The sequence below is a fragment of the Cellulomonas sp. P4_B5_2 genome, assembly GCF_056402235.1.
This window is the reverse complement of sequence record NZ_JBFUHU010000014.1, coordinates 20,562-32,807: the sequence shown is the minus strand read 5'-3', so window position 1 is coordinate 32,807 and position 12,246 is coordinate 20,562. Positions and strand designations below refer to the sequence as shown.

Below are 12,246 nucleotides of genomic sequence, written 5' to 3'. Positions count from 1 at the left end.
CGGCGAGATCGGCCCAGACGGCCTCGGGGTCCGCGCGCAGCACCCGCACGTTCGAGACCCCGACCACCGTCCGCGGCCCGTCGCCCGAGCGGTTGAGCGCGGCGACCGCGACCGGCCCCTCGTCGTCCTCGGCGAGCACGAGGCGCACCCCGGGGTCGTCGAGCACGGCCGCACCGACGACCCGCGAGCCATGCGCAGCCCACCATCGCGGGAGCGTCGTCGCCTCGACCGACCGCCACGGCAGCCGGGGTGCTCCCGGCTGCGCCGCGGCGCGGGCCAGCCAGCGGGCCTCGAACAGCACGGTGTACCCGTGCGGCGCCAGGYCGAGGTCCGCGAACGAGTCCTTGACCGAGGCGCCCGCGGAGTCGTCGACGGAGCCCAGCACCTCGTGGGCCGGCACCCCCGGGCGCAGCGTGACCCCGTCCGGGTACGCCTCGGGGGAGCGGGTCGGCGTCGACCAGAGCCCCGCGCGGGTCCTCGTCGGCAGTCCGGCCGTGTGGCAGACCAGATCGCACCATGCGGCGTTGTTGGCGGCGGCCGAGGAGGCGTCCATGAGCGTTCATCCTGTCGGGCCGCACCGCGGAGCGCGATGATCGGCACGGCACGCCCCACCCGCGAGGAGGACGACGCATGGCATGGATCAGCGGCGCGACGACGGACGACGACCCGGCCGGCGAGGTGGCCGCGGCGTTCGAGAAGGACCGGGCAGCGCTCGGGCACGTCGCCAACTACACCCGGGTGTTCGCGCACCGGCCGGAGGTCCTGCGCGGGTGGCAGGGGCTGAACCGGGCGATCAAGGGGATGGACCCGCGGCGCTACGAGGTGGCGACGACCGCGGCGGCGCTGCGTCTGCGGTCGAGCTACTGCGCGCTGGCGCACGGTGACGTCCTCGCGTCGACGCACATGAGCCCCGACGCGGTGCGGGCGCTGGCGCAGGGCGGCGAGTCGGACGAGCTGACGGAGGTGGACCGCGCTGTCGCGCGGCTGGCCGGCACGGTGGCGGCGGGCGCCGCCGACATGCGTCCGGAGGATCTCGACGAGCTGCGCACCCTCGGGTTCGCCGACGACGAGATCCTCGACGTGGTGCTTGCCGCAGCAGCCCGGTGCTTCTTCAGCACGGTTCTGGACGCGGTCGGTGCGCAGCCCGACGCGGCGTACCGGGAGCTGGGCGCGCCGCTTCGTGAGGCGCTGACGGTGGGTCGGCCCATCGCCGAGGACTGACCGCACAGGAGCCGCACAGCGGGCGCAACGACGGGCGACAGTCCCGCTCCCTAGACAAGGGGCATGAAGAAGCGCACCCCCCTCCGTCGCACCGTCCTGGTCGGTGTCCTGACGCTCTCGTTGTCCGTCGTCGGTGCGGGCGCCTGGGCCCTCGACCGGTTCGTGATCGAGCACGTCGAGATCTCCGACGTGCAGGCGTACGAGGCCAGCCAGGGCACGACGGCGTCCGCTGGTTCGTCGTCGGCCGACGCCGTGATCACCGACACGTCCTACGAGTCCTCGTCGTCCGCCATCTCGATCTCCACCGTCACCACCGGATCGGGCGACGACACCGTGACCTACTACGTCGCCGACGTCACGCTCACCGACGCGACGGCCCTGCGGTCGGCGTTCGCGCAGAACAGCTTCGGCCTGAACATCACCGAGGACACCTCGGACATCGCCGCGGACAACGGAGCGGTGTTCGCGATCAACGGCGACTACTACGGGTTCCGCGACACGGGGATCGTCATCCGCAACGGGGTGGTCTACCGCGACGAGGGCGCCCGCGAGGGCCTCGCCTTCTCCACCGACGGGCACGTCGAGGTGTACGACGAGACCGCCACGAGCGCCGACGAGCTGGTGGCCGCCGGCGTCTGGAACACCCTGTCGTTCGGGCCGGCGCTGCTCGAGGACGGGCAGGTGGTCGACGGGATCGAGGACGTCGAGGTCGACACGAACGTGGGCAACCACTCGATCCAGGGCGAGCAGCCGCGGACCGCGATCGGGGTGATCGACGACAACCACCTGGTGTTCGTCGTCGTCGACGGGCGCAGTCCCGGGTACAGCGCCGGGGTGACGCTCACCGGGCTGGCCGAGATCATGCAGGACCTCGGGGCGACGACCGCGTGCAACATCGACGGCGGAGGCTCGTCGACCATGTACTTCGACGGGGCGCTCGTGAACGACCCGCTCGGCAAGGGCCAGGAGCGCGGCACGTCCGACATCCTGTACATCGCGGGCTGATGACGATGTACGTACTGATCCCGGCCTACGAACCCGACGACCGGCTGGTGTCCCTGGTCGCCGCCCTGCGCTGCGCCGACCTCGAGGTCCTCGTGGTCGACGACGGCAGCGGACCCGGCTACGCCGCGACCTTCGACGAGGTCCGCGCGCTGGGCGCGACGGTGCTCGAGCACGCCACGAACCGGGGCAAGGGGCACGCGCTCAAGGCTGGGTTCGCGTGGCTGGCCGAGCACCGGCCGGGCAGCGACGTCGTGTGTGCCGACTGCGACGGCCAGCACCTGGTCCGGGACGTCGTGCGCGTGGCGGAGCGGGTGGCCGAGGCGGACGGCGCGATGGTGCTCGGGGCGCGACGCTTCACCGGCCACGTGCCGCTGCGCAGCCGGTGGGGCAACGCGATCACCGGCGTGCTGGTGCGGACGGCCACGGGGCTGCCCGTGCGCGACACCCAGACAGGCCTTCGCGGCTATCCGGCGTCGATGCTCGGGTGGCTGCAGACGGTGGGCGGCGAGCGGTTCGAGTACGAGCTGGACCTGCTGCTGCGCGCGTCGCAGGACGGGTTCGCCGTCGAGGAGGTCGAGATCCAGACGGTCTACCTCGACGAGAACGCGTCGTCACACTTCCGGCCGGTGATCGACTCCGCCCGGGTGTACGCGCCCCTGCTGCGGTTCCCCCGCGCCCCCCCCCCCCCCCACCCAGTACGGCGTGCTCGCGGCCACGATGCTCGCCGCGAACTTCGGCATCCTCACCGCCCTGACGGGCCTCGGCGTCGCCCTGCTGCCCGCGAAGGTGCTCACCGAGGTGGCCCTGTTCGCGGCCAGCTACCAGCTGCAGCGGACGGTGGTGTTCGCCGCGCCTACGGCACGTCCCGCCGCGCCGGCCCCACGTACCGGCTCAGCGGCCGGATCAGCGAGTTCGCACTCAGCTGCTCCATCACGTGCGCCGTCCACCCCGTGACCCGGCTGGCGACGAACAGCGGCGTGAACGTGGGGGTGTCGAAGCCCATCAGGTGGTACGCGGGCCCGGTGGGGTAGTCGAGGTTGGGYAGGATGTTCTTGCGCTCGGTCATCGCGCTCTCGAGGGCGGCGTACAGGGCCAGCAGGTCGGGCCGGTCGTAGTGCTCGACGAGGGTCACCAGCGACTCGTGCATCGTCGGGACCCGGGAGTCGCCGTGCTTGTAGACGCGGTGGCCGAAGCCCATGATCTTGCGCTTGTGCGCCAGCGCGTCGTCCAGCCAGGCGGCGGCCTTGTCGGCCGTGCCGATCTCGGCGAACGTCGCCATGACCGCCTCGTTGGCCCCCCCGTGCAGCGGACCCTTGAGGGCGCCGATCGCGCCGACGACCGCGGAGTGCAGGTCCGACAGGGTGGACGCGATGACCCGGGCGGTGAACGTGGACGCGTTGAACGAGTGCTCGGCGTACAGGATCATCGACACCTCGAACGCGTGCACCACGACGGGGTCGGGCACCTCGCCGAACGTCATCCAGAGGAAGTTCTCCGCGAACCCGAGGTCGTCACGGGGCGCGACCGGGTCCTGACCGCGACGGCGGCGCTGGTCGAGCGCCACGATCCCGGGGATCTGGGCCAGGAGGTGCACGGACTTGGCCAGGTTGGCCTCGCGCGACGAGTCCTGCTCGGTCGGGTCGTGCGCACCGATCACGCTGACCGCCGTGCGGACGACGTCCATCGGGTGGCAGGTGGTCGGCAGCGCGAGCACGGCGTCCACCACCGCTCCGTCCAGCACGCGCTGCGACCGCCCGGAGGTCTGCAGCTCGGCCAGCTGCGCGGCGTCGGGCAGCTCGCCGTGCCACAAGAGGTACGCGACCTCCTCGAAGGAACGCTGCGCGGCGAGCTGCTGGACGGGGTAGCCGCGGTAGAGCAGCGAGTTGCTCTCGGCGTCGACCGAGGAGATCTCGGTGGTGTCGACGACCACGCCGGCGAGGCCCTTGTGGATCTGGGTGTCGGACTCGGTCATACGGTCTGCCTCCATCGTCGTTGACGGGACGTTCCTGCTGGTCAGAGCTTGAAGTTGAACACATTCGCGTCGAAGGTGCCGTATGCCTCGTAGTCCAGGAGCTCGTACAGCTCGGCGCGCGTCTGCATGCGGTCCAGCAGACCGGCTTGCGTGCCCTCCGCGCGGATGGTGTCCAGGCCGGCCATCGCGGCGCCCATCGCCAGGCGCAGCAGGGTGACCGGGTAGATCACGATGTTCATGCCGATGTCCTCGAGCTGGCGGGCCGTGAGCAGCTCGCCCTTGCCGAACTCCGTCATGTTGGCCAGCAGGGGCACGTCGACGGCGGCGCGCACGGCGGCGAACTCGTCGGGTCCTGTCATCGCCTCGGGGAAGATCGCGTCCGCGCCCGCGTCGACCAGCGCCTTGGCCCGGTCCACCGTGGCGGCCAGACCGTCGACCGCGCGGATGTCGGTGCGGGCGATGACCAGGAAGTTCGGGTCGCGGCGTCCGTCGACGGCTGCGCGGATCCGCTTGAGCGCGGTGTCCTCGTCGACCACGGCCTTGCCGTCCAGGTGCCCGCAGCGCTTGGGGTTGACCTGGTCCTCGATGTGGCAGCCGGCCAAGCCCGCGTCCTCGAGCCCCTGGATGGTGCGCGCGACGTTCATGGGCTCACCGAAGCCGGTGTCCGCGTCGACGATCGAGGGCAGCGCGGTCATCCGGGCGATCTGGCCGGCGCGCTGGGTGACCTCGGTGGCGGTCGTCAGGCCGATGTCCGGCAGGCCCAGGTCCGCGGACAGCACGGCGCCGGAGACGTAGACCCCGTCGAAGCCCTTGGCCTCGATGAGCCGCGCCGACAGCGGGTTGAACGCGCCGGGCAGCTGCAGCAGCCGACCCGAGGCCAGACCCTCGCGCAGGGCGACGCGCTTGTCCGCCGGTGTGGCGGTCGCGTAGAGCATCAGAACAGTCCTTCCGGGGTGACGACCGACTCCAGCAGGCCGGCGGGCGCGACGACCGTCAGGCCGGCCAGCTCGTCGGCGCTCAGGGACGGCAGCCGCTGGGCGACGTCGAGGAACCGCTCGATCTCGGCCTGGTCCAGCACCCCCGCGGCGAGGGAGCGGAACTTCGCCACGTACTGCGCGCGGGCGAACGGCCGGGCGCCCAGCGGGTGGGCGTCGGCCACGGCGAGCTCGGCGACGACGACCTCGCCGCCGGTGGTCGTGATCTCGACGCGGCCACCGAACGCCTTCTGCGCGGGGTCGCTCGAGTGGTACCGGGCGGTCCAGGCGGGGTCCTCGGTGGTCGTGACCTTCTGCCACAGCTCCACGGTGTCCGGTCGAGCGGCGCGGTCGGGTGCGTAGGAGGCGACGTGGTCCCACACTCCGTCCTGCAGCGCGACGGTGAAGATGTACGGGATCGAGTGGTCGAGCGTCTCGCGTGACGCCGTCGGGTCGTACTTCTGCGGGTCGTTCGCGCCGGAACCGATCACGTAGTGCGTGTGGTGCGACGTGTGGATGACGATCGACGCCACGTTGTTCGGGTTGGTCAGGTCCGGACGCTCGCGGTGCAGGCTGCGCGCCAGGTCGATGAGCGCCTGCGACTGGTACTCCGCCGAGTGCTCCTTGGTATAGGTGTCGAGGATCGCCGTCTTGGGCTCGCCGGGCGCCGGCAGCGGCACGTCGTACGCGGCGTCGGGACCGTCGAGCATCCAGGCGATCACCCCGTCCTCGCCCTCGTAGATGGGGGTCGGCGACGTCTCGCCGCGCATCGCCCGGTCGACCGCCTCGATGGCGACCTTGCCCGCGAACGCCGGGGCGTAGGCCTTCCACGACGAGATCTCGCCCTTGCGCGACTGCCGCGTGGCCGTCGTCGTGTGCAGTGCCTGGCCGACCGCGTGGAAGATCACCTCGGGAGACAGCCCGAGCAGCGTGCCCAGGCCGGCGGCGACCGACGGGCCGAGGTGCGCGACGTGGTCGATCTTGTGCTGGTGCAGGCTGATCGCGCGCACCAGGTCGACCTGGATCTCGTAGCCGGTGGCGATCGCCCGGACCAGCGCCGCCCCGTCGCGACCGGTGTGCTGCGCGACCGCGACGATCGGCGGGATGTTGTCGCCCGGGTGGGAGTAGTCGGCCGCGAGGAACGTGTCGTGGTAGTCGAGCTCACGCACGGCGACGCCGTTGGCCCAGGCCGCCCACTCGGGGCTGACGCGGGTGGTGGGCGCGACGCCGGAGATGGTCGCGCCGTGCCTGGGCCCCGCGTACGGGTGCGCGAGCGCCTGCGCCCGGGCGGTGGACGGGGGGGTGCGCGTCAGCGACGCGACCGTGACGGCGGCGTTGTCGATGACCCGGTTGATGATCATGTCGACCACGGCGTCCGGGACCTCGACCGGGTCGGCGGCGACCTCGGCGATCTTCCACGCGAGCTGGTCGGTCCGGGCCAGCCGGTCCGCGCTGGGGTGGATGCGCACGGCGTGCGTCTGGGTCATCCGTTCCTGCCTCTCGGTGCGTCGGTCGTCCGGCGTCGCACGACCACGGACCGAGGGTAGTGCGCTCCGCCGGTGTCGCCCGTCCTGCGAGGGTGGCGGGTCAGCCGGCCCGGCCGTCGGCGTCGCACGGCGGGTCGAGGACGAGACCGATGGCGGCCCCCTGCGTGTCCATGAGCGCGAGGGTGCGCTCCATCGCGATCGGCTGCAGCTTGCCGACGCCGGGCCCGTGCGGATGGTCGAAGAAGCCGATGAGCAGCAGGAGGAGGGTGATGACGAGCGTCACGCTGCCCATGAGGACGGCCTGGGTAGGCGCCCGCTCCGCCGAGTCGGCGAAGAACAGCATGTAGACGAAGATCACGGCCGCGACGATGTACAGCACGATCCAGAGGGGCAGCGGGATGAGGCCCTCGGCGCCGTGCACCCGCGACTGACGCGCCTGCTGCCGGTCGGCGGTCTCGTCGGCCCACCGGTCGTACGCCGACTGCTCCGCGTTCGTCTGCGGGTCGACGTCGCGGAACGTCTGGAACATCGCGACGCCCCACGGGTTCACGGAGTCGCCGATCGTCCCGGCCACCATGGCGGGCCACTCCGTCCGGACCACCGTCCGGGCGTAGCAGACCAGCTCGCCGGTGAGCTCGTCGCGCACGTCCTCGGGCATCAGCTGCGCGGTCTGCAGCTGCTGGGCCACGAGCTCGGCCTCGAGCTGCGCGCCGGACCGGGCCTCGTCGTAGGACTGGAACGCCAGGAAGATGATGAAGCCGAGGAGCACCGAGAACCCGGTGGCCAGGACGCCGAACACGCCCGACGCGCGGTCGCCGTCGCTGAACCAGCTGCCCTCGGGGGAGCGACGTCGGACGAGCAGCATCGCGACCACGGTGAGCGCGGTGATCGCGAGGGCGAGCGTGCCCGACGCGAGCACGCTCATCCGAAGCGCACCGGGAAGGTGGCGAGCACGCCGATGGTCGCGAGGAGGAACACACCCGCGAGCGCGATCATCGCCGTGCGGCTCCGGACGGAGCTGAGCTTGCCGCCGATCCCGCAGAAGAAGAGCACCGACGCGCACATGACGGTGGCGAGCACATAGTTGTCCTTCCGCTGGTTCGCCTCACGAGCGATCGTGGCAGACGCGTCGGCGGACGACTCGAGCCGCTGGGACTCCTGCGCGGCGGCGAGGACGTACTCGTCCATCGCGAACGGGCTCGGCGGCGCGTCGGGATCGGTCGCCGGGTCCTCGGCGAGCCAGGCGTGCAGGGCCGGCCGGAACTCGGGACGGAACCGCTCGTACAGGAACCCCGAGTACGTCGTCGGGTCCGGCACGTACGACGGGGGAAGGACCTGACCCTGCTCCTCGTTCACCGCGGCCAGCCAGTCCGTGAACAGCGTGACGTCGATGATCGTCTGCTGCCCGGCCAGGGTGGCCGACCGGTTCGAGAGCGTGCGGCCCGCCGTCGCGGCGCTGTAGGAGGCCGTCGAGTAGCCGCCCCACTTGCTGCTCTGGAACGCCGACCACGCCGTCGTCACGGTCGCGACGGCCAGCAGGATCGTCGCGACGAGCTCGAGATGCCGATGCCAGCCCGTGGGGTGGTCGTCCTGCGCGTCGTCCACGGCTCACCGTCCTCGTCGGCCCCCGGGCGGTCCCGGGTGGCCCCCTCCGACCACCCGGGCGCCCGAGGTCAGGCCAGTGCCCTGGCCTTGAGCGTGGCGAACTCCTGCTCGTCGATCGCCCCCTGGTCGAGCAGCGCCTTCGCGTCGCTGATCTGGCTGGCCGGCGACTTGCCCGCCACCCCCCGGATGTAGGTGTCGGTGTCCTCCTTGGCCTGGACCATCGCCGCCGTCTGTCGCTCGGCCATGCTCCGACCGCGGGACACCACGTAGATGAACGCGGTGAGGAAGGGCAGGAACACGAGGGCGATCATCCAGACCGCCTTGAGCCACCCGCTGAGCTCCTTGTCGCGGAACAGGTCGCCGATGATCTGGAAGAGGATCACCAGGTAGGCGAAGAAGAGGAACCACCAGACCATCAGCCAGAACCACTGCGCGAACGTGTCCACGGACGTCTCGTCTCTCTCGGTGTGTCGGAAACTCGGAGGTCAGTACCCGCCGAGGATGCGGGCCTTCTGGACCTCGAACTCGGCGTCGGTCAGGACTCCCGCGTCGCGCAGGGTGCCGAGCTGCGCGAGCTGGGCGAGCCTGTCGTCCATCGCCGGTGCCGCTGCGGCGGCCGGCGGCGGAGGCGGAGGCGGGGCGGCGTACGTGGGGGCCGGAGCGGCCTCCTGCGGGGCCTCTTGGGCGGCCCAGCGCCCCGCCTGGCGGCGCGAGACGCGGTTGGAGACCGCCGTGGCGGTCCCGGCGATGGCGGCGGTGCGGGCGACCCCGCGGATGAGTCCTGGCATCGGTCTCGTCCTCTCGGTGTGCTGTCGATCGCCCGTCAGGCGACGGGCTCGCCCAGACGTTCTCGTAGACGAGCAGCGCGGCGGTCGTCCCCGGCTCGATGGCCGTGCCCGCCTCGTCGAGGTCGTCGTCGCCCAGCAGGCCGGAGGACGCTCCCTCGAAGAACGTCAGGTTGACGCCCCCGGGCACCTCGTCGAGCGAGACCCCGGACACGCTGCCGTCCGCTGCCTTGCTCAGGAAGGCGAGGTCCAGGACGCGGATCAGCCCGCGGCCCACCAGGTCGAGCAGGTGCTCGAACGCGGACCCGTCCATGCTCGCGGTCGGGAGCTCGATCACCAGGTAGTCGATCGGACCGATCTCCTCGAGATCGGTGGTGTCCTCCGTCATCGTCCGCCGCCTCTCCTGCCCCCTCGTGTGGGGCGTCCTCGTCGTCGGTCCCCGCTGGGGGACATCGCCACTCTCCGGCGCCGCGGGCCTGCGAGTCGTCATGCAGAACGCATGAAGATCCCTTTCATCCCATCTACGTGATGCCGCAGCCCGCCCCGGCATGGGTCGATGGGACGACGGAGGTGGACCGTGGACTACATCGAGCGACTGCGTCGGCTGGCACTCAACGACAGGCACCTCGAGGACGACGACCCCCTGGAGGCGCAGCCGCAGGAGCTCGACGTCCGGACGCTGGCGCTCGCGCGGATCGCCGCCCTCGTCGCCATCGGGGGCGCGCAGCCCAGCTACGGGGCCGAGGCGGACGCCGCGGTGGGCGCCGGCGCGACCGCGGGAGAGATCGTCGACGTGGTGGCGGGGATCATCCCGATCGTCGGGCTGCCCTGCGTCGTCGCGGCGGCACCCAAGCTCGCGCTCGCCCTGGGGTTCGACGTGATCGAGCCCTCGGACGGTGCAGGGGACTGAGCGCGCTACGCCCCGAGCAGGCCGATCGCGGTCGCCCGCTTGACCGCCTCGCCCCGGGACGAGACCCCGAGCTTGCGGTAGATCGAGCCGATCTCCGAGCTCGCCGTGTTCCGGGAGACGAAGAGCCGGTCGCCGATCTCGCGGATGGTCAGGTGCGTCTGCAGGTACGGCAGGAGGCGCAGCTCGGCCGGGGTGAGCGGAGAGACGCCCTGGGCGCGCGAGGGGGCCGCCGACGCGAGCGCCCCCCRGAGTGCGCCCACCTCGTCCACCAGCGTGCCGAGCTCGGGTCGGCGCAGCAGCAGGTCGTCGATCTCGTGCAGCAGGTGGCGCGCGGCAGGCTGGTCGCCCAGTCCCCAGCACACCCTGGCCAGCTCGAGGCGAGTACGGACGGCGATGAAGGGGAGCACGTAGGTGCACACGGGCCGGGCGCGCATCGCCCGGGTCAGCTGCCGTTGAGCCTCCTCCGTGTCGCCGAGGTGCAGGGCCAGCCGCGCGGCGGCGGCCAGCGCCAGGACGCACGTGGCGTAGTCCTGCATGCGATGGGTCTCGAGCACCCCCAGCCCCGGAGCCAGCAGGGTCGCCGCCTCGGTCCACCGGCCGTGGTCCATCTCCAGCAGGGCGAGCTCGGCGGCCGCGAACACGAGGGTGTCCGCATTGACGTTCCCGGTCGGGGACTCGATCGCCGACGCGAACAGCGACCGGGCACGGTCCAGGTCCCCGGCGAGCAGCGCGGCCTCGCCCGCCAGGGCCTGTGCGTTGTCACGCCAGACGCTCCACTCGGGCTCGAGCCGGAGAGCGAGCTCGGCGTCCACCTGCATCTGCTGCGGCCCGTGCGCGCACAGGAGCGCGCGGAACATGGCCCGACCGGAGTCGAACGAGGCGCTGCCGTCGGGGGGGACGTGCGGGAACGACGCGGCGTCGACGACGGCGGCCCAGCGCTGCGCCTGCTGCGTCTGCCCCGTGAACGCGGCCACGTAGCCGGCGATGAGCGCCAGCGGAGGGTAGGCCTCGGCCGCGGCGGCACCCAGCTCGTCGATCCATCGTTGCACCGTGGCGATCTGCCCGGTCTGGTACGTGGGGTTCGCCAGGGTGGCCACCAGGATCGCGGTCCTGTCCCGCTCGTCGGTCGAGAGCAGGTGCTCGACCGCGAGCCCGGGGGAGTCGTGGGCCTCGTACCAGTCCGCGGCGCGCAGCTGGAGCTTGCGCACCCCGTCGGGCTCGCACCGCTGGAGCTCGGCGAGCAGGAACTCGCGGAACAGCGCGTGGTACCGGAACCACTCGCGCCGGCGGTCGAGCGGGACGAGGAACACGTTCGTCGCCTCGAGCCGGCGCAGCTGCTCGTCCGCGCCAGGCTCGTCGAGCACCGCGTCGCACAGGGGCGCGCTGAGGTGCTCGAGCACGGCGGTGTGCAGCAGGAACTGCCGGGCGTCCGCCGGCAGCCGGCCGAAGGCCTCCCGCTGCAGGTAGTCGGCCACGTACCGGTCGTCACCGGTGATGGCGACCGCGTCGCCGCCGCCGTCCCGGGCGATGAGCGACGCGAGGTACACGCCGACCGGCCAGCCCTCGGTGCGCGCGGTCACCGCGCTCGCGGCCTCGGGGGAGAGGTCGACGTCGGAGGCGGCGAACACCGTCCGGGTGCCGGCCGCGTCGAGCGCCAGGTCGCGCGGGCCGATCTCGAACGTGTCGCCGAGAGCGCGCAGCCGCGGGATGTGCGGCTGCTCGTCGCGGCTCGCCGCCACCAGCTGGGATCCGGGTGGGACGCCTGCGATCACCACGCCCAGCGCGTCGTGGCACGCGGAGGACCGGATCTCGTGGAGGTCGTCCAGCATGAGCACGAACGGGAGCGGGCTCGCCCGCAGCGCAGCGCCGAGCCGGGGAGCGGAGCGGGCCAGGACGGAGGCCCTGGGGCCACCCATCTCGTCCTCGACGGCGGGGTCGACCAGCCCCAGCCGGACGCACGCGGAGGCCAGCACAGTCAGCAGGCGGGCCGGGTCGTCGTCGAACCGGTCGAGGGACACCCACGCGACCGGGCGGTCCTCCAGCCGCAGCCACTCCGTCAGGAGGGTGGTCTTGCCGTACCCGGCCGGGGCGGTGATGCCGACGACCCGCCTGCCGCGCGTCCGTGCCGACCCGACCAGCGCTGCACGACTCACCGTGCCGGCCCGATGCGCCGGTACGGCCAGCTTGGCGTCCAGCAGCACCGCGCCGAGCGCGTTCCCCCTGTGGACGCCCGATTGCTCAGGCCTCACCCGGCCAGACTAGGGCCCCGGGTGCGCGATCGGACAAG

At 72.3% G+C, this 12,246-nt stretch carries 12 protein-coding genes and 2 pseudogenes; 4 read left to right on the top strand and 10 right to left on the bottom strand.

Annotated elements, in window-relative coordinates; all coding sequences use genetic code 11:
* A partial coding sequence (locus AC1DUQ_RS02075; protein ID WP_477073328.1) for a hypothetical protein occupies positions 1-553 on the bottom strand: 553 nt, incomplete at its 3' end.
* Positions 554-630: 77 nt separating this feature from the next.
* Between AC1DUQ_RS02075 and AC1DUQ_RS02070 the strand changes: the two genes are divergently transcribed.
* The 3 genes and pseudogenes from AC1DUQ_RS02070 to AC1DUQ_RS02060 all read left to right on the top strand — a co-directional run.
* Complete coding sequence (locus AC1DUQ_RS02070; RefSeq protein WP_477060726.1) at positions 631-1,221, top strand: carboxymuconolactone decarboxylase family protein; 591 nt, start codon at positions 631-633, stop codon at positions 1,219-1,221.
* 63 nt (positions 1,222-1,284) lie between these two features.
* Positions 1,285-2,226: a phosphodiester glycosidase family protein gene (locus AC1DUQ_RS02065; RefSeq protein ID WP_477073327.1), complete on the top strand. Its 942-nt coding sequence runs from the start codon at positions 1,285-1,287 to the stop codon at positions 2,224-2,226.
* Positions 2,226-2,564, top strand: a pseudogene (locus tag AC1DUQ_RS02060) (glycosyltransferase); the annotation flags it as partial. The gene AC1DUQ_RS02065 and the pseudogene AC1DUQ_RS02060, both read left to right, overlap by 1 nt.
* A 515-nt stretch (positions 2,565-3,079) precedes the next feature.
* On the opposite strand, the gene AC1DUQ_RS02055 reads toward AC1DUQ_RS02060, so the two are convergent.
* From AC1DUQ_RS02055 to AC1DUQ_RS02020, 8 genes and pseudogenes are all read right to left on the bottom strand, one after another.
* On the bottom strand, positions 3,080-4,198 hold the full coding sequence (locus AC1DUQ_RS02055) for a bifunctional 2-methylcitrate synthase/citrate synthase (RefSeq protein WP_477060729.1): 1,119 nt from the start codon (positions 4,196-4,198) through the stop codon (positions 3,080-3,082).
* A 41-nt stretch (positions 4,199-4,239) separates the two neighbouring features.
* Positions 4,240-5,133: a methylisocitrate lyase gene (gene prpB / locus AC1DUQ_RS02050; RefSeq protein ID WP_477060730.1), complete on the bottom strand. Its 894-nt coding sequence runs from the start codon at positions 5,131-5,133 to the stop codon at positions 4,240-4,242.
* Positions 5,133-6,659 carry an MmgE/PrpD family protein gene (locus AC1DUQ_RS02045; RefSeq protein WP_477060731.1) on the bottom strand — a complete coding sequence of 509 codons (1,527 nt, stop codon included), beginning with the start codon at positions 6,657-6,659 and terminating at the stop codon, positions 5,133-5,135. Before AC1DUQ_RS02045 ends, prpB begins: the two co-directional genes overlap by 1 nt.
* 100 nt (positions 6,660-6,759) lie before the next feature.
* The gene (locus AC1DUQ_RS02040) at positions 6,760-7,584 is read right to left on the bottom strand and encodes a bestrophin-like domain (protein ID WP_477060732.1); all 825 of its coding nucleotides are present in this window, start codon (positions 7,582-7,584) and stop codon (positions 6,760-6,762) included.
* Positions 7,581-8,264 carry a hypothetical protein gene (locus AC1DUQ_RS02035; protein WP_477060733.1) on the bottom strand — a complete coding sequence of 228 codons (684 nt, stop codon included), beginning with the start codon at positions 8,262-8,264 and terminating at the stop codon, positions 7,581-7,583. Before AC1DUQ_RS02035 ends, AC1DUQ_RS02040 begins: the two co-directional genes overlap by 4 nt.
* A gap of 68 nt (positions 8,265-8,332) precedes the next feature.
* Complete coding sequence (locus AC1DUQ_RS02030) at positions 8,333-8,710, bottom strand: SHOCT domain-containing protein (protein ID WP_421740215.1); 378 nt, start codon at positions 8,708-8,710, stop codon at positions 8,333-8,335.
* A 39-nt stretch (positions 8,711-8,749) separates the two neighbouring features.
* Complete coding sequence (locus AC1DUQ_RS02025; protein WP_477060734.1) at positions 8,750-9,052, bottom strand: SHOCT domain-containing protein; 303 nt, start codon at positions 9,050-9,052, stop codon at positions 8,750-8,752.
* A gap of 70 nt (positions 9,053-9,122) precedes the next feature.
* Positions 9,123-9,437: pseudogene (locus AC1DUQ_RS02020) on the bottom strand (DUF6325 family protein); the annotation flags it as partial.
* A 189-nt stretch (positions 9,438-9,626) separates the two neighbouring features.
* Here AC1DUQ_RS02020 and AC1DUQ_RS02015 point away from each other — a divergent pair.
* Positions 9,627-9,959, top strand: coding sequence for a carboxymuconolactone decarboxylase family protein (locus AC1DUQ_RS02015; protein WP_421733064.1), 333 nt, complete (start codon positions 9,627-9,629; stop codon positions 9,957-9,959).
* A 5-nt stretch (positions 9,960-9,964) separates the two neighbouring features.
* Here the strand turns inward: AC1DUQ_RS02015 and AC1DUQ_RS02010 are convergent, their stop codons facing one another.
* Positions 9,965-12,208, bottom strand: coding sequence for a winged helix-turn-helix domain-containing protein (locus AC1DUQ_RS02010; RefSeq protein ID WP_477073326.1), 2,244 nt, complete (start codon positions 12,206-12,208; stop codon positions 9,965-9,967).
* Positions 12,209-12,246: the final 38 nt, after the last annotated feature.